The sequence below is a fragment of the Marinobacter caseinilyticus genome, from assembly GCF_011074955.1.
GTDB lineage: Bacteria > Pseudomonadota > Gammaproteobacteria > Pseudomonadales > Oleiphilaceae > Marinobacter > Marinobacter caseinilyticus.
Window position 1 is genome coordinate 204,053 of the sequence record NZ_WUQJ01000006.1, and the last position, 25,632, is coordinate 229,684.

General features: G+C 55.0%; 21 protein-coding genes. 10 read left to right on the forward strand and 11 right to left on the reverse strand.

What is annotated here, in order from left to right; genetic code table 11:
* Positions 1-122 precede the first annotated feature (122 nt).
* Together GRX64_RS03190 and GRX64_RS03195 are read left to right on the forward strand one after the other, a co-directional pair.
* A complete protein-coding gene (locus tag GRX64_RS03190; protein WP_166263742.1) occupies positions 123-1,136 on the forward strand; it encodes a Fe(3+) ABC transporter substrate-binding protein in 1,014 nt (337 codons plus the stop codon).
* 116 nt (positions 1,137-1,252) lie between these two features.
* Entirely contained in the window at positions 1,253-2,941 is a 1,689-nt protein-coding gene (locus GRX64_RS03195; RefSeq protein ID WP_166263743.1) for an ABC transporter permease, read from the forward strand.
* Between the two features lie 44 nt (positions 2,942-2,985).
* On the opposite strand, the gene GRX64_RS03200 is transcribed toward GRX64_RS03195, so the two are convergent.
* The gene (locus GRX64_RS03200) at positions 2,986-3,474 is read right to left on the reverse strand and encodes a YiiD C-terminal domain-containing protein (protein ID WP_166263744.1); all 489 of its coding nucleotides are present in this window, start codon (positions 3,472-3,474) and stop codon (positions 2,986-2,988) included.
* Between the two features lie 138 nt (positions 3,475-3,612).
* Complete coding sequence (locus GRX64_RS03205) at positions 3,613-5,280, reverse strand: AMP-binding protein (RefSeq protein ID WP_166263745.1); 1,668 nt, start codon at positions 5,278-5,280, stop codon at positions 3,613-3,615.
* 281 nt (positions 5,281-5,561) lie between these two features.
* Between GRX64_RS03205 and GRX64_RS03210 the strand changes: the two genes are divergently transcribed.
* The 3 genes from GRX64_RS03210 (at position 5,562) to GRX64_RS03220 (ending at position 8,307) form a co-directional block, all read left to right on the forward strand.
* Positions 5,562-6,533, forward strand: coding sequence for an ABC transporter substrate-binding protein (locus tag GRX64_RS03210; protein ID WP_166263746.1), 972 nt, complete (start codon positions 5,562-5,564; stop codon positions 6,531-6,533).
* 66 nt (positions 6,534-6,599) lie between these two features.
* The gene (locus GRX64_RS03215) at positions 6,600-7,502 is read left to right on the forward strand and encodes an ABC transporter permease (RefSeq protein ID WP_166263747.1); all 903 of its coding nucleotides are present in this window, start codon (positions 6,600-6,602) and stop codon (positions 7,500-7,502) included.
* A gap of 10 nt (positions 7,503-7,512) precedes the next feature.
* Positions 7,513-8,307, forward strand: a complete 795-nt coding sequence (locus GRX64_RS03220; protein WP_166263748.1) for an ABC transporter ATP-binding protein — start codon at positions 7,513-7,515, stop codon at positions 8,305-8,307.
* Positions 8,308-8,356: 49 nt separating this feature from the next.
* Here GRX64_RS03220 and GRX64_RS03225 read toward each other — a convergent pair whose 3' ends face one another.
* Positions 8,357-9,169 (reverse strand): DUF6160 family protein, encoded by an 813-nt coding sequence (locus GRX64_RS03225; protein WP_166263749.1) that lies wholly within the window; start codon positions 9,167-9,169, stop codon positions 8,357-8,359.
* Positions 9,170-9,751: 582 nt separating this feature from the next.
* Here GRX64_RS03225 and GRX64_RS03230 point away from each other — a divergent pair.
* The 4 genes from GRX64_RS03230 (at position 9,752) to GRX64_RS03245 (ending at position 13,992) form a co-directional block, all read left to right on the forward strand.
* Positions 9,752-11,890 (forward strand): adenosylcobalamin-dependent ribonucleoside-diphosphate reductase, encoded by a 2,139-nt coding sequence (locus tag GRX64_RS03230; RefSeq protein WP_166263750.1) that lies wholly within the window; start codon positions 9,752-9,754, stop codon positions 11,888-11,890.
* Between the two features lie 28 nt (positions 11,891-11,918).
* Positions 11,919-12,614, forward strand: coding sequence for a TSCPD domain-containing protein (locus GRX64_RS03235; RefSeq protein ID WP_166263751.1), 696 nt, complete (start codon positions 11,919-11,921; stop codon positions 12,612-12,614).
* Between the two features lie 201 nt (positions 12,615-12,815).
* A complete protein-coding gene (locus tag GRX64_RS03240) occupies positions 12,816-13,265 on the forward strand; it encodes a MarR family winged helix-turn-helix transcriptional regulator (protein ID WP_166263752.1) in 450 nt (149 codons plus the stop codon).
* Between the two features lie 298 nt (positions 13,266-13,563).
* The gene (locus tag GRX64_RS03245; protein ID WP_166263753.1) at positions 13,564-13,992 is read left to right on the forward strand and encodes an organic hydroperoxide resistance protein; all 429 of its coding nucleotides are present in this window, start codon (positions 13,564-13,566) and stop codon (positions 13,990-13,992) included.
* 57 nt (positions 13,993-14,049) lie between these two features.
* Here GRX64_RS03245 and GRX64_RS03250 read toward each other — a convergent pair whose 3' ends face one another.
* A complete protein-coding gene (locus tag GRX64_RS03250; protein WP_166263754.1) occupies positions 14,050-15,027 on the reverse strand; it encodes an MBL fold metallo-hydrolase in 978 nt (325 codons plus the stop codon).
* Positions 15,028-15,242: 215 nt separating this feature from the next.
* A complete protein-coding gene (locus GRX64_RS03255; RefSeq protein WP_207308717.1) occupies positions 15,243-16,100 on the reverse strand; it encodes a hypothetical protein in 858 nt (285 codons plus the stop codon).
* A 157-nt stretch (positions 16,101-16,257) separates the two neighbouring features.
* On the opposite strand from GRX64_RS03255, the gene GRX64_RS03260 reads away from it, so the two are divergent.
* Positions 16,258-16,707: a GNAT family N-acetyltransferase gene (locus GRX64_RS03260; RefSeq protein WP_166263755.1), complete on the forward strand. Its 450-nt coding sequence runs from the start codon at positions 16,258-16,260 to the stop codon at positions 16,705-16,707.
* Between the two features lie 56 nt (positions 16,708-16,763).
* On the opposite strand, the gene GRX64_RS03265 is transcribed toward GRX64_RS03260, so the two are convergent.
* From GRX64_RS03265 to GRX64_RS03290, 6 genes are all read right to left on the reverse strand, one after another.
* Positions 16,764-17,729, reverse strand: coding sequence for a DUF6635 family protein (locus GRX64_RS03265; RefSeq protein WP_207308718.1), 966 nt, complete (start codon positions 17,727-17,729; stop codon positions 16,764-16,766).
* A 525-nt stretch (positions 17,730-18,254) separates the two neighbouring features.
* Complete coding sequence (locus GRX64_RS03270) at positions 18,255-20,444, reverse strand: OsmC domain/YcaO domain-containing protein (RefSeq protein ID WP_166263818.1); 2,190 nt, start codon at positions 20,442-20,444, stop codon at positions 18,255-18,257.
* Between the two features lie 365 nt (positions 20,445-20,809).
* Complete coding sequence (gene ahpF / locus GRX64_RS03275) at positions 20,810-22,396, reverse strand: alkyl hydroperoxide reductase subunit F (RefSeq protein ID WP_166263756.1); 1,587 nt, start codon at positions 22,394-22,396, stop codon at positions 20,810-20,812.
* Between the two features lie 217 nt (positions 22,397-22,613).
* Positions 22,614-23,177, reverse strand: a complete 564-nt coding sequence (ahpC, locus tag GRX64_RS03280) for an alkyl hydroperoxide reductase subunit C (protein WP_166263757.1) — start codon at positions 23,175-23,177, stop codon at positions 22,614-22,616.
* 563 nt (positions 23,178-23,740) lie between these two features.
* Positions 23,741-24,100, reverse strand: coding sequence for a nuclear transport factor 2 family protein (locus GRX64_RS03285; RefSeq protein WP_166263758.1), 360 nt, complete (start codon positions 24,098-24,100; stop codon positions 23,741-23,743).
* A 374-nt stretch (positions 24,101-24,474) separates the two neighbouring features.
* Positions 24,475-25,440 (reverse strand): tRNA dihydrouridine synthase, encoded by a 966-nt coding sequence (locus GRX64_RS03290; protein ID WP_166263759.1) that lies wholly within the window; start codon positions 25,438-25,440, stop codon positions 24,475-24,477.
* Between the last annotated feature and the right edge of the window lie 192 nt (positions 25,441-25,632).

Here is a 25,632-nt window from a genome sequence, read left to right on the forward strand (position 1 = left end):
AGTTTTACACCAAGGCTGATTGACTTTTTGGTGAATTATAATGAGAATGGTTTGCGTTAACACTTTCAAGCGTGCTGGCGACCCTCTCGCCACGGAACTTACCCACAGCAGGACAAACTATTATGCGAATGAAGCCGGTTGCAAGCGCTCTTCTCGCTTTTCTTATTATGCCCCTGAGTGCTCATGCTGAAGAAGAAGTAAATATCTATTCGTATCGCCAGGCCTTTTTGCTCGAGCCCCTGCTAAACGCTTTCACCGAAGATACCGGCATTAAGACGAATGTCGTGTTTGCCAAAAATGGCCTTGCCGAACGTCTGGCCCGTGAAGGCAGAAACAGCCCTGCGGACCTGGTGATGACTGTCGATATCTCCCGATTGAACGAGTTGGTCGAAAAAGACCTGACCGCCAGTGTGAACAACGACACTTTGACGGCTAACATCCCGGCGCACCTGCGACACCCGGAAGGCAAGTGGTTTGCGCTGACCACACGCGGGCGGATGATTTACACCTCCAAAGAGCGCGTGGCGGAAGGCGAACTGACCACGTACGAACAATTGGCCGATAATAAGTGGGATGACCGCATCTGCACTCGCAGCGGCAAACACCCGTATAACATCGCACTGATCGCGTCGATGATTGCCCATCACGGTGAAGCAGACACAGAAACATGGTTACAGGGCGTCAAAGACAATCTCGCCCGCAGACCCCAGGGCGGTGACCGGGATCAAATCAAAGCAATTGCTGAGGGTGTCTGTGACGTGGCCCTTGGCAACAGCTACTATTATGGCAACATGCTGGAAGATGAAAACCAGCGCCCCGCCGCCGAGAAAGTGCGCATGGTGTTCCCCAACAGCGACGGTCGTGGCACGCACATTAACATCAGCGGGATCGCACTCACCAAAAGTGCTCCCAATCGCGACAACGCACTTAAGCTGATGACGTACCTGTCGGAAAGCAAGGCGCAGCACATTTATGCCGAAGCCAACACGGAATACCCAGCCAACCCCAAGGTCGAGGTAACCGGGGTGGTTGCAAGCTGGGGCGAACTGAAACCCGACACACTGTCTCTGCAAACCATTGCAAATAACCGCGAAGCGGCAGTGCGAATGGTCGATCGGGTTGGTTACGACAACTGATGCCGGCGTCCTGGGCCCCACAGGGGCCCAGGACCCAGACCCTTGGGTAACCCCGTTGCAGTTCCTGGCACCGCTGTTTACACTCTTTGCGCCTTAGTTCCTCCAACAGGACTCCTATGAATCAGGCTGCGGACAGTGCCGACTATCCATCACACCCACCTCTGGTTGCCGGTCGTACCTCAAAACGTTGGTTGATCTCAGCGTTGTTAACGACGTTTGTCGTCGCCCTGCCCGTATTCTCTGTCGTCTACCTTGCGTTTTTTCCCGATGAAAACATCTGGCCCCACCTGATTGACACCACACTGCCCCGGTACCTTGATAACACCATTCGGCTGATGCTTGGCGTTGCGGTGCTGACACTTCTTATTGGGGTGTCAACGGCCTGGCTCGTCACCATGTGTGAGTTTCCCGGCCGGCGGATTTTTGAGTGGGCACTACTGCTCCCCTTTGCGGTGCCCGCCTATGTTATTGCCTACGTTTATACCGATTTGCTGAATTACGCCGGTCCCGTCCAGATAGCATTGCGGGACTGGTTTGGCTGGACCAATGCAAGAGATTACTGGTTTCCCGAAATTCGCAGCCTTGGCGGCGCCACCCTGATGATCGGTCTGGTGCTCTATCCTTATGTGTACCTGCTGTCGAGAGCGGCTTTCCTGGAGCAGTCGCCCTCGCTGTTTTCAGTGAGCCGAAGCCTGGGGCATTCCGCCCTAAGCACCTTTTGCCGGGTTGTTCTGCCCATTGCACGCCCGGCGATTGCCGTTGGACTCTCACTGGTCATGATGGAAACGCTGAACGATTTTGGTACGGTTGATTTTTTTGCGGTTCAGACCCTCACTGCCGGTCTCTTTGACACCTGGATGAATCTGGGCAACCTTGGTGGTGCGGCCCAGATTGCCACCATTATGCTGTCCTTCGTGCTGATTCTGGTCACGCTTGAGCGCTACTCCCGGCGCCGTCAAAAACAGTTTTCTGCGCGCGACAACAGGCAGCCGGTCTACCGCTTCCGCCTATCGCGACCATTACGCATGCTCTGTACGCTTACCTGTACCCTGCCGGTGGTGCTGGGTTTTGTGGTGCCCGCCCTGGTGCTGGGCCACTATGCGATTGAATATTTTGCCCAGAGCTGGACCACCGAGTTTGTTCGCACAGCACTCAACAGCCTGTTTCTTTCCAGTACGGCCGCATTGACCACGCTGGTCATTGGACTGACATTGGCCTACAGCCGCCGGCTGCATGATACCCAAGGTATGCGAATATTAATGCGGCTTTCGAGCCTGGGTTATGCAATGCCTGGCGCTGTATTGGCAGTGGGTGTCATTGTGCCAATGGCAGGGTTTGACAACTGGCTGGACGGTTTAATGGGTGACTGGTTCGGCTGGAACACTGGCCTGCTGTTCAGCGGTACCGCGTTTGCCCTGGTTTTCGCCTATACCGTGCGATTCCTGGCGGTTTCAGCCGGCAGCATTGAAAGCGGCCTACAAAAAGTAACCCCGAGTATGGATATGGCGTCGCGCTCGCTGGGCCAAAGCCCGGGCGGCACATTGATCAAAGTGCACATGCCCATTCTGCGAGGCACCCTGATGACGGCCGCGCTGGTGGTGTTTGTGGACTGTATGAAGGAGCTGCCAGCCACGCTGATTCTTCGGCCCTTTAACTTCGACACTCTGGCGACCTATATCTATCAGTTCGCCTCCGACGAGATGCTGAGCCACAGCGCGTTGCCGGCATTGATCATCGTCCTGGCCGGCATCGTGCCCATCATCCTGATGAGCAGGTCGATCGGAAATTCCCGCAGCTTCCAGTAGTGCATGCAGGCATTGGTGCCACGAGCGCATGCACGCGGTAGTGATTACAGGATAACTCTCTTGGTATGCACGTCCTGCACAACAAAACGACCATGAAAGCTGGCCAGCGGGGCACTGATCGGATGCATGGATGCGGGCCCCAGATAGACATGGGCAGTCAACGCGAGCCGACCCTTGCCATGACGGGCGATACTTTTATGGAAGCGCGCCACGGTCTCCTCGTCCGGCAACGCACACAGCGCATAGAAGTCGTCTGTGATCGGGCCAGCGTAATCGATTTCACCGCGTTGAATAACCACGCTGCCGGTCAGACCAGAATCTTCCAGCAGCAATTCCACCAGGCTCCACGCCGAGACCACAGCAAGCGCGTAGATACTGCCGCCAAAAGCTGTGCCCTGATGGTTATGATTGGGCGCCAGTGGCGCACTGGCCACCAGTTGCCAACCGTTGTAAGCATCCAGATGAACGTTCAAACCTTGGGTTAGGGGAATGACGTCATGGATGCGTTTTCGAAAGCGTGCCAACTGAGTCATTGTGCCTCCTCTCAATACCTTGAGTTTAGTATTCTGATCCGCTTCCCCCTATGAGACTTATGATTAATATTGAGCACAAAAAAAACCCTGAGCGCCGTGCGCCAGGGTTTGTCTTCATCAGTGGCAGTGGTTAATGTGTTACTGCCAAATGACCGGCTCTCGCTTGGCGTACCAGGCATCCAGGTCCACTTTATAAGCGTCTTCCACCACATTCCGCTTCAATTTCATTGTTGGCGTAAGGAAGTCGTTCTCTATGCTCCACTCATCCTTGACCACCGCAATGAATTTCAGTTGCTCATGGGGGTCAACCGTCTTGTTAACATCGGTCAACAGCGCCGAAAAACTCTGCTCCAGTTCATTACGGAAGGATTCATCGGCCATTTTCTTGTGCGCATCTTCTGAGAGCATAACCAGACAGTGTGGCTGCGGGTAGTTCTCACCTGCGACACACACCATCTCAATGTCCGGATGGCTCATCAGCTTGTTCTCAATCGGAGCTGGCGCTACGTACTTACCTTTGCTGGTTTTAAAGATTTCCTTTATTCGTCCAGTAAGCTTGAGACGCCCCAGTTCATCAATTTCACCTTTGTCACCGGTGCGCAGAAAGCCATCATCGGTGAACGTTTCGGCTGTTTTTTCTTCGTCCTGATAGTACCCCATCATCGTTGCCGGGCTCTTTACCAGCACCTCGCCCTGCTCACTGAGCTTTACGTCGACACCGGGCAGCGGTTCTCCGACGTACCCGGTTTTGGCTCGGCCCGGCTTGGTCATGTGAGAGTAAGCAAAATTCTCCGACATACCATAGCCTTCGAGCAACTCCAGGCCCAGACTGCGATACCAATCGAGAATTTCATGGGCCAGTGGCGCTGAACCACTGCCCGCAAATCTCACATTCTGCAGCCCCAGGTTGGTCAGAACTTTTTTCTTGATCACTCTGTTCAGCAATGGAATTTTCAGCAGCTTTTGCAGTTTTTTCTTCGGCAGCTTCTGGAAGACACCGTGTTGGAACTTAATCCAGATTCGGGGGACGGCCAGGAACAGGGTCGGCTGAGCGCGCCTGAGATCCTCAACAAAGGTGTCCAGCGATTCAGCAAAATACAGCGCAAAGCCTTTGTGCATTGAGCCAAGTTCGACCACAAAGCGCTCAAACACATGGGATAATGGCAAATAGGAGAGCATTCGTTCGTTGCTGGTGATGTCGAGCGCGTCAGTGCCGCCGGCGGCAGAATACGCCAGATTGTCAAAGCTCAGCATCACACCCTTTGGCCGGCCTGTGCTGCCAGAGGTATAAACAAGGGTCGCGAGCTCTTCCGGATCCCGCTGGACATTGCCCTCCAGTGGTGGGAATTTCGTGACGATATCGTTCCAGCTTTTAAAAGCATTGTCCGGGCTCAATGGATAGGAAATGCATGGCAAAGTATCCGGCACACCCGATTTCATGCTCTCCCAGTCGTCAAGCTTCCCAACAAAAAGCACTTCGCAGCCACTGTGATCGAGAATATAACCGACCGTCGTCGCATTCAGGGTAGGATAAAGAGGCACTGACACGTGACCGGCCATCCAGATCGCCCAGTCGGACATGATCCAGTGCGCACAGTTCTTGGACAGAATGCCAATCCGGCTCTTTTCCGGAAGATTGAGTGATTTTAGATAAGCCGCCATTCGACGAGCTTCACCTACCGCGCGACGCCACGTGTATTCGACGACTTTACCGCCACCCATCGGCTGCACCATGTAAATGGATTCAGCGCGGGCAGTTTCCCAATGATAGATCATTTCAAGAGGGAGCTTGTTTTTCGTGTCCATGGACCTTCCTTGTTTACTGTTATTAGAGTTATCACTTATTAAAGTTGTCACATTCAGGAAGATTATTTCATCACACACAGGCCAGTCAAAATGTGATGCAACTAAAACTATATCGAGTAAATGCCAGACCACGGCGGTTTTTAACAGAATATTTTACCTGGCAACCACTAAGCCCTCCCTGAAAGTCTTCCCTTTGGACACGATGGGCGGCAGCGTGGCTTTTTGCCCTGTGATAAACTTGCCGACTTTATATCTAACTCACCCATACTGGAGGCTGGTTCATGACCAAGCTATCGATGGGCGCCGCAATCGGTGTCCTGCTCATGTCTTGTGTTGGATTTGCTCAGGCCGAAGAGCGACCCTTGGTTGCTGTCACACAAATCGTTGAGCACCCTGCTCTTGATGCCGTGCATCAGGGCGTTAAGGACGAACTGGCCGAACGGGGTTATAACGACGGCGAAAACCTGACACTGTCCTTTGAAAGCGCACAAGGCAATAGCGGCATCGCCGCTCAGATTGCTCGTAAGTTTGTGGGCGAAGGCGCGAATGTCATCGTCGCCATTGCCACGCCATCGGCGCAGACAGTGGCGGCTGCCGCCCGTGAGATACCGATTGTCTTTTCGGCGGTCACCGACCCATTGGGTGCCAAACTGGTGAGCAGTCTCGACAAGCCCGGGGCCAATATCACCGGCGTCACCGACATGTTGCCGATCGACAAACACATGGACATGGTGTTGCGGATCGTACCCAATGCCAAGCGCATCGGCACGGTCTACAACCCTGGCGAAGCCAATGCAGTCTCCCTGGTCAATGCGTTGGAGAAAGACCTCGCCAGTCGCGGCATTACATTGGTCAAGGCCGCAGCGACTAAAACATCCGAAGTACTCGGTGCTGCCCGGTCGCTGACCGATAAGGCGGACGCCATTTACCTGACCACGGACAACACTGTGATCAGCGCCGCGGAGGCCGTCATCGCCGTTGGTGAGCGGGCGAAAATCCCCGTTTTTGCCGCCGATACGGCCACCGTATCCCGCGGTGCGGTTGCCGCACTCGGTTTTGATTACTATGACGTAGGTCGCCAGACCGGTGCCATGGTGGCCAGTATTCTGGCCGGCGCGAAACCAGGCGACATCGCCGTTGAGCGGGTTGAAAAACTGGCGCTATTCGTCAACCCGGGTGCTGCAGCGCGAATGGGAATCGAGCTTCCAGACAGCGTGATTAACGACGCGGAACAAGTAGTCGAAAGCCAGTAACCAAGCCCCAGAGGTGGCCGTGACCCTCGGCCACCGTATCCACCCTCAAGTAATAAGCCCGATATCATGCTCAGTGAAATTGCCCTGTATGGTGCCATCGAAACCGGTCTCATCTATGGCCTGGTGGCTTTTGGCATCTACCTATCCTTTCGAGTTCTGCAATTCCCCGATTTGACCGTCGACGGCAGCTTTCCACTGGGCGCAGCCGTAGCCGCCGTTCTGATCATCGACGGCGTCAATCCTTGGCTGGCCACTGGTGCGGCGGTGCTGGCGGGTATGGCCGCAGGCGCAGTAACAGCGCTGCTTAATGTCAAACTCAAGATTCTTAATTTGCTCGCGTCTATCCTGACCATGATCGCGCTTTATTCGGTCAATCTACGCATCATGGGCCGGCCCAATATTGCCCTGCTGTCCGAAGAGACCGTCCTTACGCCCTGGTATTCACTGGGGCTGTCCTACCAGCAAGTGCCGGTGCTGTTGTTCGTTCTGGTGATGCTTGTTTCGCTGATCTTACTCTGGCGCTTCATGAAATCCGAAACCGGACTTGCCATGCGAGCCACAGGCGCGAATCCCCGAATGGCTCGTGCTCAAGGCATCGCCACCGGAGGTATGGTGGTGCTGGGCGTGGCACTCTCCAATGGACTGGTTGGCATGGCCGGCGCGCTCTTCGCCCAAAGCCAGGGCGCCGCCGATGTCACCATGGGCGTGGGTGTCATCGTGATCGGACTCGCTTCACTGATCGGGGGCGAAGCGGTGATTAGCCCCCGTAGCGTATTACGCGCTCTGATCGCCTGTGTGGTGGGGGCAATCCTCTACCGGCTAGCCATCGCTTTCGCCTTGAACGCGGATTTCATCGGCCTGAAAGCTCAGGACCTGAATCTGGTGACGGCGGTTCTGGTAACGCTTGCCATTGTGTTGCCCGGCACTAAAACCTCGATCCGGGCTTATTTTGCCCGCCGAAACCAATAAGGGGCCAACAATGATTACGGCAAAAAACCTCACGTTGACCTTCGGCCAGGGTACCCCACTGGAAAATCCGGCACTGAGAGACATGAGCCTGACCGTGAACCAGGGCGAGTTCGTGACCGTTATCGGCAGCAATGGCGCCGGTAAATCGACCTTTCTCAATGCGCTGGCCGGCGAGGTTCTCGTCGACAGCGGCAGCATCGTCGTAGACGGCCAGGATGTAACACGCCTGCCCACTCACAAACGCGCCGCCAGTGTGGCGCGGGTATTCCAGGACCCGCTGGCCGGTACGTGTGAAGACCTGACGATCGACGAAAACCTTTCGCTGGCGATCAAGCGCGGTCAGTCTCGCGGCCTGACCACGGCGGTGAAAACGCGTTACCACGCCCAATTCAGGGATAGCCTCAGCTCACTGGGGCTGGGGCTGGAAGAGCGGCTGGGTGACAAGATGGGGTTACTGTCGGGCGGTCAGCGACAAGCGGTGAGCCTTCTTATGGCCAGCTTGACCCCTTCCAGCATTCTGTTGCTTGATGAGCATACCGCGGCGCTGGACCCAAAAACCGCCCGTTTTGTACTGGAACTGACTACCCGGATTATCGAACAGCAGAGGCTCACCGCTCTCATGGTGACCCACAGCATGAAGCAGGCCCTGGCTGTGGGTACCCGCACGGTGATGCTGCATCAGGGACAAGTTGTGTTTGATATCGCAGGTAAAGACCGTGAGGGTCTTGAAGTAAAAGACCTGCTGGAGCTGTTCGAAAAACAGCGTGGCCTGGAGATATCCGACGACAGTCTGCTCTTGGGCTGACCATAAATAGCCGGGGCGCACAGGCCCCGGCCATTACGATCGCTGCCGTTTAATGACCGTAAATCCGCATGGATGTATCGGAAATTGCCAGGTTGTCCAGCGCAATACTACCCACTGATGCGCCACCAACCAATAAACTTCCAACCCGTATATCGGCGCGGAACTCTGCAAGATCGATCGCCAGGCTCTCATTGCCTGCCGCATTCGGAGCCTTGTAGATGTCCATTTCTACCCGGGCGAACAAATCCAGGGGCTGCGGAGCAGTCAGATCGTAGTCGGCACCCGTTACCTGCATATCGCGCACCCCGATGGCCATGAATGGCGCATCGAAATCCATATCGTCAATCGCAAAGTCCGTTCTGAAGTTCATTACATCCGTTGCCGTATCAACCCGAATCGTACCCGAGGCGATTAAGGCGTCCATGTGGAAGTTGTCCAGTACTGTAGTGCTGTCGGTGGCCCCGTCCAGGGTCCACTCGCCCGTACTGATGCGAATATCCACAGCGCCAAAGGTGAGCGGCAGTATGTTGATGACCGCATCGCCATCACTGAGCAAATCGATATTGATCCGAATGTTATCGAGCAGATCACTCGGCGGCCGGCTGGTGATGTTAACCCCCAGCTCCGAGAAAAGATCTACCCGGTTGGTACCGCCAATTTCGATGTCATTGACGTTCAGTGACCCTTCATCCGTGTAGGTGAATCGATCAATGTTTACCTTGGTTTCCAACTCAATGGTGACACCTGCTTGACCGGTAATGTCACCCATTGCGCTGTCATCCAGCATGCGTATATCCGCTACCGCAAGCATGGGCGCTGCCGCCACGCTTAACGCCAGCACAGACGTCTTCAGGCCTTTCATTATTATGATCCTTATTTTTGATGACTCGTGCTCCCTGCGAGGCAACGACTTACAACTACCCCACCCTGCTACTTTAGCGACAGGTACTGTCAATAGACGTGCGAGGCATCACAGTTCCTTCATATTGCTAACTAAAATCGATTGCTTTATAACCACTATATGTTGTGTGCTGGCAAATCCCGTCAAAACTATTCTATGAGACCGTGTTCACCTATTTTTCAAGTCCATTGCCATTGTTTTTTTATGCCGTCAGCACCGGTTGCGATAGTTCTCTTCTTCTTCACAGACCACAATATCCTGTTATACTTGCCTCAGATTGACCGATATATTGGGGTTCGAGGGGTAAATGCCTGAATCTGGCAGCTCTAGCTACTCAACCCAGAGGCGCCAGGCCGGAAAGCCACAACAAGCACCCGAACCGGGCTGGAATGTGCGCTACCTACTATTTTCACTGGATGTCTTAACACCAGATGTAGTGCTCCGTCAGTCGCTGTTTCTGGCACGAATTAGTAACATTGGTATGGTGATCACGTCGCAGACGACACCATTTTTTGGCAACACTTTGAAAGACCGAGGATAGCAATGAACGCGAAGGCTCAGGCACTGACCACCACCATTCCCATGCAGGATGCGTCGCTGGATATTTGGAACAGCAAATACCAGCTTAAAACCAAAACGGGCGAGCCTGTGGATGCGACCATCGAATCCACTTACGAACGTGTTGCCACCGCGCTGTCTCAAGTAGAAGCCAAATCTGCACGTGCAAAACACCTTAAAGATTTTGTCTGGGCACTGAAGCACGGCGCCATACCCGCCGGACGGATCATCTCCAACGCGGGTGCGGAAGCCCACAAACCGGCCACCTCCACTATCAACTGCACGGTGTCCGGCAGCGTCAACGACTCAATGAACGACATTCTTGAGAAAAATCACGAAGCCGGCCTGACGCTCAAGGCGGGCTGCGGCATTGGTTACGAATTTTCCACCCTGCGCCCCCGGGGTGCCTACGTAGCCGGAGCTGGCGCTACCACCTCCGGCCCGTTGTCGTTCATGGATATCTTTGACCGCATGTGCTTTACCGTGTCCTCCGCTGGCGGTCGTCGTGGTGCTCAGATGGCAACGTTTGATGTGCATCACCCCGATGTGCTGGATTTTATTCAGGCCAAGCGTGAAGACGGTCGCCTGCGTCAGTTCAATCTGTCTCTCCTGATCACCGAAGATTTCATTGAAGCGGTTAGAGACAATGGCGACTGGGCCCTGTCGTTCCCGGTCACCAGGAAAGAGGTCGCCGAAGAGAATCTTGATCTTGCCGATGCGGGTGCCTTTGTATACCGGGACTTCCCCATTCTGGATGGCTATGTGACGAATGAGGAAGGCAAAGTCGCCTGCCGCATTTACCGAACGCTGAAGGCCCAGTTCATCTGGGACAGCATCATGACCGCCACCTATGACTACGCGGAACCCGGTTTCATCCTGATTGACAAAGTCAATCAGATGAACAACAACTGGTTCTGCGAAGACATCCGTGCCACCAACCCCTGTGGCGAGCAGCCACTACCTCCGTACGGTAGTTGTCTGCTCGGGTCGGTGAACCTGACCATGTTTGTTGAGCATCCGTTTACCGACAAGGCCAGCTTTAACTACGAAAAATACCGCAAAGTAGTGGCGATCTTCACCCGCATGCTGGACAACGTAGTGGAAATAAATGGTTTGCCTCTGGCCGAGCAGCGCCACGAAATCCAATACAAGCGTCGGCACGGCATGGGTATTCTTGGCCTCGGTTCAACTCTGGCAATGCTTCGGATGCCTTATGGGTCTGAAGAATCCGTAACGTTCACCGAAGACGTTGTGCGTGAGATGGCCGTCGAAGGCTGGCGTCAGTCTTTGGCCCTGGCCGAAGAAAAAGGCCCTGCGCCCATCATGAACGATGAGTTCGAAATCACGCCTAAAATGCTGTCCAAGTGTCCACAACTTAAGGACGATGGGTTCAAGCCGGGTGACAAACTCAAAGGCCGCATCCTGCACGCCAAATACAGTAATTACATGCAGCGCATTGCCGAGGTGGAACCCGATCTGGTTGCTGCCCTGATGGAGCAAGGCGGTCGCTTTACCCATCACACCTCGATTGCCCCTACCGGCACCATCAGCCTGTCATTGGCCAACAATGCCAGTAATGGCATTGAACCCAGTTTCTCTCACCACTACGCCCGGAACATTATCCGTGAGGGTCGTAAAACCAAAGAGAAAGTTGATGTATTTTCGTTCGAATTGCTGGCTTACCGGCATATGATCAACGCTGGCGCCATGCCGTTCTCGTCGGATGAAGGCACGCGCCTGCCAGGTTATTTCACGACCTCTGACGATGTCTCGCCAGATCAACACGTAGACATTCAGGCGGCGGCCCAGAAGTGGGTAGATTCCTCCATTTCCAAAACCGCCAATGTACCAACGGACTTCCCATATCCGGATTTCAAGAACATCTACATGTACGCCTTCGAAAAAGGCCTGAAAGGCTGCACTACCTTCCGCTTCAATCCGGAAGCGTTCCAGGGCGTACTGGTTAAAGAAAAAGATCTGGAAAATACGCTGTATGAATTTACCCTGGATGATGGCAGCAAAGTCACGCTCAAGGGTAACGAGCAGGTCGAGTATGATGGCGAAATTCACAACGCTGCCAACCTGTTTGACGCCTTGAAAGAAGGCACCTACGGCAAGTATTAATCCGGAACACCGACTCAGGACAACGAACATGACCGTTAAAATCAGTAATAAAATCGTCGGCTACCGGGTCACCAAAGCCGATAGCGCCAGCGAAAAACCAGCCGAAGCAGTCGCTAGCCTGCCCAAGCCGATACAAATGAACGAGTACATTGAACGACCGGACTTCTTGCTGGGCACCACCTACAAGATCAAGCCGCCGGTCGCCGAGCACGCGATGTACATTACCATCAATGACATCTTGCTTAACGAAGACACGGACCACGAGAGTCGCCAGCCGTATGAGGTGTTCATCAATTCCAAGTCGATGGAGCACTTCCAGTGGGTTATCGCGCTCACCCGTGTTATTTCAGCGGTATTCCGCAAAGGCGGTGATGTCACCTTCCTGGTGGAAGAACTGCGTTCGGTTTACGATCCCAATGGCGGGTATTTCAAGAAAGGCGGTGTCTTTATGCCGTCTCTGGTGGCAGAAATCGGCGCCGTGATCGAGAAACACCTCAAAGCCATCGGCCTGATCGAAAGCGAAGAGATGAGCGACGTGACCAAACGCATCCTGGCTGAAAAACGTGCTGAGTTCGAAGCCAGCAAAGCCGCTGCGACCAACGACGACACCGGTAGTGACTACCCTGCCAATTCCACTATGTGTGGAAAATGCAGCACCAAGGCCGTTATCGTGATGGATGGGTGTGCGACCTGCCTTTCCTGCGGCGACAGTAAGTGTGGTTAAACGTCTGAGCTGACGCAGACAATCAAAGCAAAAAGGGTGAGCCAAGGGGCTCACCCTTTTTCGTTGCGATCAAAACATCCGCTCAGCCCGCTGAGCGTCGCAGCGTGAACACTTTGCACGAATTAAGGCTAATCCCTGGTATCCAGGCTATTAGCGCGATAAATTAATGCCCCGGCGCTTTTATGGCAGTGGAGTATTTGAATGGCCAACCAAGATAACTGTTCTGACCTGTTGCTCGACAACCAACTGTGTTTTGCCCTGTATTCCACCTCGTTGTTGATGACCAAGGTCTACAAACCACTGCTGAAAGACCTGGGACTGACCTACCCTCAATACCTCGCCATGCTGGTGCTGTGGGAACAGGACGGCCTCACCGTCGGTACTATCAGCGCGCGCCTGCTCACCGATCCGGGCTCGGTGACGCCCCTACTTAAACGATTGGAGGCGGACGGCCTGATCCGTCGAACGCGAAACAGGTCTGACGAACGAATTGTTCAACTGTTTTTAACCGACAAGGGCTCATCCCTGCGTGAAAAAGCCAAGCAGATTCCGAGCTGCGTGGCGGGCGCCACCGAGCAGTCCATTGATCAACTGACCGCCCTGAAAGATCAGCTTGTGCGCCTGCGCGACAGTCTGAAAAACGCCGTCTGAGGCGTTATTGACCCGCGGCGGCTGAACTTAGGTCCGCCACCACTGGCACCCGTGCTATTCATCGCACAACGAGTACCACCAATAACCTTAATAACACCAATCACCTTAAAACCCCTCAGCTCGTATGGCCGAACCGGTCACAACATCATTTTAGAATATTATATTGCGCGCTAACCTTTTGTGCGTTAATCTTGTAGCCGTAACACGCAAACCCATGACTTAGTGCGGATCGGCTGGTAGAAAAAGGCCCTGCCGATCTTTACCCTAAGTCCGACTCAGACTCACTGGAGAACCCGATATGTCTTTAGAAAAAGTCGTTTATCGCGCTTATGCGGAAGCAACCGGAGGTCGGGACGGCCGCGCAATTTCATCCGACGGCATTTTAGACGTTGCCCTTACCACACCAAAGGACATGGGCGGAGCTGGAGGCAAGGGCACCAACCCTGAGCAATTATTCGCCGCGGGCTACTCGGCTTGCTTCCTGGGCGCAATGAAATTTGTGGGTGGCCGTGACCAGCATAAAATTCCAACCGATACCGCCATCGAAGGTGCAGTAGGCATAGGGCCGATTACCAACGGCTTCGGTATTGAAGTGGAGTTAAAAATCAGCCTGCCAGGCATGGATCGTAAGGAAGCTCAGGAACTGATCAAGAAAGCCCACCAGGTATGCCCTTATTCGAACGCCACCCGTGGCAACATAGACGTGACGCTGTCGTTGCAAGACTGATCTAAGCGCGTCACAAAAAAGGCGAGCCACCGGCTCGCCTTTTTTAATCCCGGGCGTTCAACAGCCCTTGGTGCAGCGGCCATCCCGGTCAAACGACATAGTGATGCCACTCAAAGGGACGTGCACCGGAACCTGGCTTGCCTTGATAAACACGTCGGTTCGGGTATCCGGTATCACCTTGCCATCCTTGGTCGCCACTTCATTGGCATGTGAGGCGATCACCGCGTTGGGTTGCACCAGGTCATTGACGACATACGCCGCTTCCCTTGGCCCGGTCGTGTAAGTGTCGCCGATATTCATCACCGCCAGCCCGGTATCGTAATAATCGTTTACCACGAGTTTTTGCTCCGCGGTGATACCGGTATCACCGGAAAGATACACCACCAAGCCATTGCTGAAGGTCAAAACATAGCCTGTCGGTGGTCCCACAGAAGCGCTCAACCCTGACTGCGCTAATAATTCGGACAGCGGCCCCTCGATCATACCCGGCGCAACGCCATTGCTGTGGACTGCGGGCACCGTAGTGATACCGACGCCACCGACGGTCTGCATGGCACCGAAGCGCACCAACACGGAATTGGCCGGATCGCCACCGGCAGCCTTCAACTTGGTGGCAAAAAAGCTCGGCATATCACTGCCGGTCACGATTTTGGCGCCTTTACTCACCGCAATGTTTACTGAGTTGGAATTGGGCAGCGCGTTCACGGATGTATCCGCAGTGGCACAAGACCCAGCATTGGCCGCCGGAATATGGCGGTCGCCAATGTGGTCACCGTGCACGTGGGACACCAGTACGACATCGATATCACCCAGCCTGGGGTCTTCCGGGCCGGCAACCGTGCGACCGGCATCATAAAGAATACGCGTGCCGTTCGGGTCTTCGAACACCAGCGCCCTATCCCGGGAACAGAACTCACCGTCTTGCCCACCCAGCGGCGTCACTGTAACCTGGTCGTGTTCCGCCGCGGCGGCCATCCCTGACAGGCAGCCGGCCACAAGCACGGCTGATAGCAATAACCCTTTTGACTGAGCCATACGTCCTCCTTTTTTGTCTGTTAAGACTCTATTGTACGACTACAATAAAAAATTGATCAGCTGAGACGCAATCATCTTCATGCCAGGCGCCTGTCCGGGCATTGAAAACCAGACTGTTTCAGTGGAATCTAGCCATCCAGAGCGTGTTAACGAGTGTTCGAGGACGACGGCATCGCTCCGTCATGCACGCCCCAACTACCGCCAACATGATGTTGTCAGTCTGCCAGTTGCCACTCACGATAGGTTTGCAACCGATTCACCCAACCGGGAAGCCACTGATTTCGCTCTATGGGTCGCGCTGCGTTCTCCGCCCGGCGAGTCAGTACTGCAATCGCAGCAGATTGAAAGCGCTGTAGCGGATTACCAGCACGGATATCCGGCATCGTCAGCAACACTTGCAACAACCCCCAACCCTGCCCCTTGTAGGTTTCCGTAGCGGCGATGCCTTCGCCTTTAAAATTCACATAATCAATCATCGCATAGACGCCACCCGGCGTTGTACTCAATGCGATTAACTCACGTTCAACCACATCCTGCTTCCCTCTGGGCGCGGCCTGTATGACGCGGGCCAGCGATGACTGAGCACGAGCAAACATAAATTCGGCCTGAACAGCCTGAGTATTGGCCAGGAATTGGCGCAGAGAATCAACCCGCCGGTTGTTGCCCAGGGCCATGAACCAGTCACGGTCGGGCCATGGGGCATCGAAGGGCTCCAGGGTGTCCAGCCATGGCGGTATGGCCATGGTCCGGGCTCGCATGAACGCGATCAGGGCGGGGAAGCTTTCCACATACGGCCCGTCGGCTCCCTCGGGATACCAGATAAAATGGCCAATACCCAGCGACGGAAACGCCTCACCCCGATTCCAGTGCACCAGGCACTCCTGATTACCCCCACATTCGTTCTGAAAGATCCGCTGTCCAACCCAGGCCAGTTGGGTTTCGGTTAAATCCAGTTCGATTGCAGACTTTGTCTCCGAGGCCGTCGCCACCAGTGCCAACAGTCCGAACACCATAATGAATAGCCGACCCATCAAGGAATAGAGGCCCACGTGACCCGCAATTGATTTAGCCAACAGTTTTTCGCTCCTCGAGTCAGTCCGTACACAGTCCGGGCGACCAATCAATGCCGACGCACGAATTATCTCACGGACACAGGCGATACCCGTTTATTATGGGTGCAGTTCACACCTTGTATAAACCGAGCTGCATCCAGCAGCATAGAGTCTCACCATGACCATAGTACTTAAAGACATCAGCCTGAAAAACTTCAGTGATGTGGGCCGTCTTGCTGTCAGCGATGACCAGACAAAATACGTTGCCAGTAACTTCTATTCCATTTCAGAAGCCCAGTTCAGTGATGCCTTTCGACCAAGAGCTGTTTATTGGGGTGATACCCCGGTGGGGTTTGTAATGTATGCGCTGGTTCAGCGTCTCCAAAGCCCGGATGAGTGCGACATCTTCCGTTTTATGATCGACCAGAACTATCAGGGGCGAGGCCTTGGCCGAAAGGCCATGGAGCTGGTTTTGGGGGAAATCAAAGCCATGGATGCGGTGGCCCGAATCACCATTTGCTACGTGGCAAGCAACACAACGGCCAGAGATTTTTACGGCAGTTTTGGTTTTGTGGAACTGGAACAGAAAAACCCCGGCGGAGAAGTCGTCGCGGAAATCAGACTGTAACCCACGGCCCCGCCTGAACAGGCCCGGGGTGACCCTGGCCAACGACTGGCGACTGGTCAGATCAAGCCCGATTTGATCATGTCAAAAGTGTCCAGCACCCGCGCCACAAACTGATCCTTGGGGCGAAAACTATTCTGGGTATTTAATGCAACATCGCGCTGCAAATGGTCCAACAGCTTATTCAGGCGGCGACGATGCAACCCGGTAGCGGCCTGGACCGGATCGGTTATGACGCCGGACAACGCTGCAAAGGCCGCCAATGACGCCATCACCGCCAGCATAACCCCGGCCGTGGTTGCCAGCGACGGCTCCGGCGGAAACCAGCGGTAGTAAAAACGCCCCAGTGTCTCGCCGAAGATAAACTCCCGGGCCGCCATCATTTGCGCGAGCATTGATGCGAGCACCACCCCAAGGCCGATCCCCCCGGGCGTAAACTTCTGGAACGCAAAAGCACCCAGTACGGTACAGGACAGACTGTTCGTTATGTCGGCCGAGGCCGTCCGGGTTACCCGGTACTGACTCAACGCATCCTCAACCAACGGCGCCACCAATTTACTGAACCTCCGATGATCAGGCAGTGCGCTGGCATGGCTCTCGTAGACCGCCTCCAGATCCTCGACCAGGTACTGTTCCAGCACGTTGGCCGATGGCTGCCCATGGTTCAACAAGTCGATCAGAATCTGGTCCGAGATATACCGCTGAACCTGCGTGGTGAACCCGGCCGGAACATGGTCGACCAGCCGATGGAGCCATTTCAGTCCCGAGCGGCGGCGTACCAGGACTTTCACGATGAACGCCAGCGCATACACAGGAGCCCACAGCAAATTGAACGGGGCCCTCAGCATGTCCCAACCAAACGCCTGCCGATTGGTCGCCAAAGCGCCAGGGTAATGGAAGTGACGATCAATAAACGCCGGCACCCTCTCCCGGCAGTCGTCAAAATAACGCTGGGTAGCATGGCGAACCGCCTCTTCGATCTCGTCAGCGGTGGCGCCGGGTTGAGGGGGTGTTGTCGTTGCCATAATATCGAAAGTCTTACGGGATAGCGGTGGCGCCGGCACTGCCGGAGCCACCGCCTTTGGCGAATGAACCGGACGCGCACAAGCTCTGCAAACGACTCAACTGACCGAGTGCGAATGCGTGCCGCCATCGTGCAACGCCCCGAATGACTGAATCAAGTGTTTTCTGGGACGTCTGGTTCGGTTGGTGAATTCGGCCCTTGAGTTCGGTCGATTTGGAAGACCCATTTCGAGAACAATTGTTTGTCTCACTCAATCATGACGGGTACCACCGACGTACCTTGCGGAGCACCCGTACCGCCTATCCACAGCCGGTACACGGGAGGGGCTCTGCCACTCAGGTAATCAGGGCCGTGCTGGCGGTGCCGTCCATGCTCGCATCACTGGCAAGGATAGGCCCGAAGCTTCATGCCCACCATTTTGCCCCAGAGCTCTGGGGCTATAAAGTCAGCACCCCAGGTCGCTGCGCTTAAAGCCCCTGTGCGCCACGGCGCAACCCGTCATGCACAACCGCCAGCTTACGGCGGTTCAGCGGTTGCCGACGGTCGCGGCGCGTGCCGCATGCAGCTTTTTATAACTTTCGACCAAGCGCAGGTGTTTATCCAGGCCGTCCAGTTGGGTGTTGGTCGGGGTCAGGCCGTGAAAGCGCACACTGCCATTCACCGAGCCAACCACGGCAGCCATGGTCGGCTCACCAAACATCCGCCGGAGGTTGACCAGGTAGTCGTCCAATTCCAGCTCATCGTCGAGGACGATTTCCAGTACCGCACACACCGCGCGATAAAACAGTCCGCGTTCGACGGTGTTGTCATTGAATTGCAGGAAAGTTTCGACAAATTCGAGCGCTTCGTCGTGCCATTGCAAGGCCAGGCAGATCAGCAGCTTCAGCTCCAGGATCGTCAACTGACCCCATACCGTATTTTCATCGAACTCAATGCCGATCAGGCTGATGATCGTCATGTAATCGTCGAGCTGGCTTTCTTCCAGGCACTGCACAAGATCGGCCAGCTCGCCGTCGTTCAGGGCATGGAGGTTGAGGATGTCTTTACGGTAGCCCAACGCCATGTTGGTGTTATCCATCATCAGGTCCTCAATCGGATACACCTCGGAATACCCGGGCACCAGAATACGGCAGACCGGCGCTCCCAGGTCTTCATACACGGCCACATAGACCTCTTTGCCCATGGCCTTGAGGATGCCGAACAACCCGGAGGCTTCTTCTTCGTTGGTGCCTGAGAAATCCCATTCACAAAACGCATAATCGTGCTTGGCACTGAAAAAGCGCCACGACACCACGCCGGTCGAATCAATGAAGTGTTCCACAAAATTGTTCGGCTCGGACACGGCAAGGCTGTTGAACGTGGGTGGCGGCACGTCGTTCAAGCCCTCGAAACTGCGGCCCTGCAGTAACTCGGTGAGACTGCGTTCAAGCGCGACTTCAAAGCTTGGGTGCGCGCCAAAAGACGCAAACACACCGCCGTTTCTCGGGTTCATCAGCGTAACGCACATCACCGGGAACGTTCCCCCCAGTGAGGCATCTTTCACCAGCACCGGGAAACCCTGTTTTTCCAGCGCCTCGATGCCTTCCAGAATGTCGGGGTATTGTTCCAGTACCTGCCGGGGCACGTCTGGCAGCGCAATTTCTTCTTCGATGATCTGCTTTTTCACGGCCCGCTCAAAGATTTCCGACAGGCACTGCACCTGGGCTTCAAACAGGGTATTGCCTGCGCTCATGCCGTTGCTCAGAAACAGATTTTCAATCAGATTCGAGGGAAAATACACCACCTCACCGTCCGATTGGCGCACAAACGGCAGGGAGCAGACACCGCGCTGTATATTGCCGGAGTTGGTATCAATCAGGTTGGAGCCGCCCAGCTCACCGTCCGGGTTATAAATGGACAGGCAGTGGTCATCCAGAATGCCCTCTGGCAGCGCATCGTCTGGACCCGGCTGGAACCATTCCTCGTTCGGGTAATGAACGAACTCGCTGTTGGCAATCTCTTCACCAAAAAACTGGTCGTTGTAGAAGAAGTTGCAGTTCAGGCGCTCAATGAACTCGCCCAACGCCGAACACAGGGCGCTCTCCTTGGTGGCGCCTTTGCCATTGGTAAAGCACATGGGCGAGGCCGCGTCGCGAATGTGCAACGACCAGACATGGGGCACAATATTGCGCCAGGACGCAATTTCGATCTTCATACCCAGATCCGCCAGAATGCCGGTCATATTGGCAATGGTCTGTTCCAGCGGCAGATCCTTACCCTCAATGAAAGTGCTGGATGCGTTCTCGGGGCTCGCCATGAGCAAAGCCTGCGCGTCCTGGTCCAGACTGTCGACTGTTTCGATCTGAAACTCGGGGCCGGTTTGCACCACCTTTTTTACCGTGCAACGCTCGATTGAGCGCAGGATGCCCTGCCGGTCTTTATCAGAGAGATCTTCAGGCAACTCCACCTGAATCTTGAAGATCTGGTTGTAGCGGTTCTCGGGATCAACAATATTGTTCTGCGACAAGCGAATGTTGTCGGTCGGAATGTTACGCGCCAAACAGTAGACCCGGACAAAATAGGCCGCGCAAAGCGCCGACGACGCCAAAAAATAATCGAAGGGGCTGGGTGCCGAACCATCGCCTTTGTAGCGTATGGGTTGGTCGGTAATGACGGTGAAATCGTCAAACTTGGCTTCAAGTCTGAGATTGTCGAGAAAATTGACGTTGATTTCCATTACAAAGGTACCCGGTTTGTAGAATTTGCCGCGCTGTCGGTTTAAACCTCCGCCATTATCCAGTTTCTGCAGCGCTTCGTCTCGACCGGTTGAAAAAAAATGCCTGCCCGCCGCCACCGCTGTTTTCTCGGGTTCGCCCCCATTGCACGGTCTGCAACACCGGAGTTGTTGGCGCAGGTCCTGCGACTGGCAAAGTGATACACCTGAGGCTCCAAATTGAAACCCGGGGCGGCACCGATGATCAACACCGGATCACTCGAACAACCCCCCGAAAAAACCCCGCTAACCGGCAACCGGCTAACGGGGCTCGACCACGCGACCGGAATGGAGATCAGCCGTGTGTCTACCCATTTTCAAGCCTTGATTCAGGCCGCCTGTTCGTCTTCCTCCTCCACAGAATTGCGTATCAGGAAGTCAAACGCACTGAGCGCTGCCTTCGAGCCATCGCCCATGGAGATAACAATCTGCTTGAACGGCACGGTGGTGGCGTCGCCTGCCGCGAAGACGCCTGGAATGGAGGTTTCCCCACGTTCGTCGACAATGATCTCGCCGTGTCGGCTCAGTTCGATATCACCCTTCAGCCATTCGGTGTTGGGTATCAGACCGATCTGAATGAACACGCCTTCTAGTGCAACGTCGTGTGTTTCCTCGGTGCGGCGATCCGTGTAGTGCAGGCCGCTGACTTTACCACCCTCGCCCACAATCTCGGTGGTCTGCGCCGAGGTGAGTATCTCAACGTTTTTCAGGCTGCGGAGTTTCTTTTGCAGAACGTCGTCTGCCCTCAATTCGGCCCCAAATTCCAGCAGCGTCACGTACCCGACGATACCGGCCAGGTCTATAGCCGCTTCCACACCGGAGTTACCCCCTCCGATAACCGCCACGCGCTTGCCCTTGAACAGCGGGCCATCGCAATGGGGACAGTAAGCCACACCCTTGTTGCGGTATTCCTCCTCGCCAGGGACCCCGATCTGGCGCCAGCGCGCCCCGGTGGAGAGAATCAGCGAGCGCGACTTCAGAGAGGCGCCGTTAGCCAGACGCACCTCATGCAGAAGGCCCGGCTTCGCGGCAGGAATCAATTTCTCCGCGCGCTGCAGGTTCATGATGTCGACGTCGTACTCTTTGACGTGTTGCTCCATGGCGGCCACCAGTTTGGGGCCTTCGGTGTATGGCACAGAAATCAGGTTTTCGATCCCCATGGTATCGGCCACCTGGCCACCGAAACGCTCGGCGGCAATACCGGTGGAGATTCCCTTGCGGGCTGCGTAAATAGCCGCGGACGAACCCGCTGGGCCGCCCCCGATAATCAAAACTTCGAACGGGTCCTTGTGCTTGAGCTTTTCAGCCTCGCGGGCCTCGGCTCCGGTATCCAAATTGCCAATAATCTGTTCCAGCGTCATACGGCCTTGGCCGAACGATTCGCCATTCAAGAAAATGCTGGGCACCGCCATCACTTCACGCTGTTCGACTTCGTCCTGGAAAAGGCCACCGTCAATCGCCGTGTGGCTGATATTCGGATTCAACACGCTCATGAGATTGAGGGCCTGGACCACATCCGGGCAATTCTGGCAGGACAGCGAAAAGTAGGTTTCAAACTCGAATTTACCATCCAGATTCTGGATCTGCTCGATCACGTCCTGACTGGCCTTTGACGGGTGGCCGCCCACCTGCAGCAGGGCCAGAACCAGTGAGGTAAACTCGTGTCCCATGGGTATGCCGGCAAAACGCACACCAACATCCGTGCCCACACGGTTAATTGCAAACGATGGCCGGCGAACGTCAGATGACTCTTCAGTGCGCAGACTGATCTTGTCAGACATTGGTTCGATTTCCTCAAGCAGCTTCTTGAGCTCTCGCGATTTTCCGCCATCGTCGTAAGCGGCAACGAGCTCGATCGGCTGTTGCAGCTTTTCCATGTAACCTTGCAATTGTTCCTTGATGTTGGCATCCAACATGCGCTGTTCCCCTTTTGACTTGGTGAGACTGATTTTTCAGCTCATTTCGAGCGACAAATTTGATGCAGTCACATTAGGGTCTCGCCGAATTAAGCTCAAATTGATTGATCAAACCATTTCGATAGTAATTTGCTATTCGTTGGCGACCGCCGTTCTTCAGATACAAAAAAGGCCCGCATCGCGGGCCTGTTCAAACGCTTGCTCGACAACATAGTGGTTAGATTTTGCCAACCAGGTCCAGCGACGGCGTCAGTGTCTCTTCGCCTTCTTTCCACTTCGCAGGGCATACTTCACCCGGATGCTTGCGGACATACTGTGCGGCTTTAACCTTGCGCATCAGATCTTCTGCATCACGACCGACCCCTTCCGCCGTCATTTCCATGGCCTGAATCACACCATCCGGATCAATCAGGAAGGTCGCGCGGTCTGCCAGACCCTGACCTTCACGCATCACCCCAAAATTGTTGGTGATGGTGCCGGTCTGATCGCCAACCATGTAGTAGTTGATCTTGGCGATCGTGTCTGAACTGCCATGCCATGCCTTGTGTGTAAAGTGCGTATCAGTGGATACCGAGAACACTTCCACGCCCAACCGCTTGAGTTCTTCATACTTATCGGCCACGTCACCCAGTTCAGTGGGGCAAACAAAGGTAAAGTCGGCTGGATAGAAAAAGAATACGGCCCACTTACCTTTGACGTCGGCGTCCGAAATTTCTACAAATTCGCCGTTTTTGAAAGCGGTTGCGTTGAAGGGTTTGATCTCGCTATTAATAATTCCCATGTACAGCATCTCCAAATAATGAATTTAATCATGACTTAACTGGGTGCCTACACTATTGATTGAGGGGCGCCCACTCAATTTAATTGTTTTAAGTGGTTCGATAGATAATTACTATGCCGATGATCCCCAGGGATTCGCATCGTGAAACCGCTCTTGTCGCACCGCAGACTGGCGTCGCTGATTGATTGAGTGTGCGTTGTTTGCTGACAGATACCTGAAATAGGCCATTGCTCGGCCACCGCTTACCTCCGGATGCCTGCCAAACCAATGTCCTGATCCGTTGTACATCTTCTCAAATGCTCCGTGGGGGGGATCTTGACGATCATCGAATGCCATGGCTGACGCCGAAACCCAACGGAGTTGGCCTGCGCTGTCAGCGCTTTGTGTTCCCCGCCCCGATCGCTTATTAGGTCATACGCGGTATTCGATGTGCTTGGTTCCAGCCTGTGGGTTAGCGACCAACGGACCGACGCCCACCGAAACACCTTTCGGTGTGCCCAGCCTGACTGGACCAGCCTCAACCCTGGAAATTTTCTCGCGCCTGCCCTGGCGTTCGGTGAGCGTCAGAATGCCCCCTTCCACTGCTCGGTGTCGATGAACCACCGTTCCTCGTAAATTTTGTCGCCTTTAAACCTGAACAGGACAGAAAGCTGAGAGGCCTCGATGTTTAAGGACTTCCACTCCACAATCGATACAACCTCGCCTTCCCCCTCAATCTGGCGAAGGCCAGTAATCTCGAACCCGGGAGGGAGGAGCTTACCAAGGCCATCAAGCGCGGCGCGAAACGACCTTTTGCCTCTCAGGACGTCTGCCTGCCCAGGCATGATGAACGTCATATCCTCCTCATAATCCGTTACCAATGCGTCCAAATCACCCGAACCGACCGCATCCCATCCCCGCTGCACAATTTCCGATAAAGTCATTTCCCTTCCTCCTCTGAAAGGTAAACTCACGAAACGTTTACTGCTCCTGCAATGATCAATATACCTCTGTGCACTGAATATTTACTGTCCTTTTTTGACCCTATTGGCCAATCGAAAATGCCAGCACCGCTCGTGCTCGCACAGCCGTCGCCTGCTACTGAGTGTCGATCGGCGGCAGACTTCGCCGTAGGGGAACCAGAGATAATGGGAACCGCCATCAGGGGCTGGCAAATCCAACAGTGCCATTGCGTGCAGGCGGGGTTTCCGGGTTAATCATTGTCGAGTTCGTCGAAGGGAAGCCGGTCGCCTCCACCTGAGCGCTGTAGGTGTCCAGTTCTGTGCACACCTGGCAAAGCGGCGGGATGAGGGGGCTATTAAGCGGCGCGTTGTTTTAACGCGACGGCGTCCAGGCAAGCAAACAGGGGGTCCACTTCGCGGTATTTTCGTGCTTGTGGCCAGACCGCTTCGGCTTCCGCAAAGCCGCGGCGCAGGTAGTTCAGCCATTGTTTGATGCGACCGGTGACGTATTTGTCTTCCAGGTGGCCCTGGAGGGCGCGGCCGTAGTCCTTCACCAGCGCAACCGCCTCCGGCCAGGTCATCTCGGGCCGGGATTCGCCCCGCTGGCTGGCTTTGATTTGTGCGGCCAGATCGGGGCGGGAAATCAGGCCGCGGCCGATCATCACGTCGGCGCAGCCGGACACCTCACGGCACCGCCAGTAATCGGCCACGGTCCAGATGTCGCCATTGGCGATGACCTGAGTTGCCACAGCTTCCCGGACCCGGGCGACCTCCTCCCAGTAAGCCGGTGGCTTGTAACCGTCAACTTTACTGCGGGCGTGGATAACGATTTCGGCGGCGCCAGCCGCTTCCAGCGCCTGGCCACACGCCACCCCCATGGACCGGTCCTCATAGCCCAGGCGCATTTTTGCGGTCACCGGTATGTGCGCTGGAACCGCGTGACGAATTGCGCTGGCGATGTGGTAAAGCAGCTCCGGCTCTTTCAGCAGCACCGCCCCACCCTTGTGTTTGTTGACAGTTTTGGCCGGGCAGCCAAAGTTGATGTCAATCTGGGGGGCGCCCAGTTCAGCCGCGCGGGCCCCATGCAGGGCCATTTGGGCGGCGTCTGAACCCAGTAATTGCACGGCCACCGGTACACCACTGTGGGTGCGGCATTGGCGGTGTAGTTCCGGTGCGTATTTATAGAAGATCCGTGGCGGCAGCATGCCATGGGTCACGCGGATAAATTCAGTCACACACCGGTCAATCCCTCCGACTTGCGTCAGGGATTCACGAATTGGTGAGTCGACCAGTCCCTCCATGGGGGCAAGAATAATCCGCATTGCTGCTCCGGGTAACCTCAGGCCGGCGGATACCGGCTGTTCAGGGTGGGCATTCTAACCGTTCTGTGGATAAAAAAAAGCCAGTACTTGCATAACAGCCTCGTCCATCAGGGCACGGTGTTTGCGCCGAGGGCTTGCCCTGACCCCGGCAAATGAGTTGTGTCGAGCCCTGCGACTGGCGCTCCATTGCCT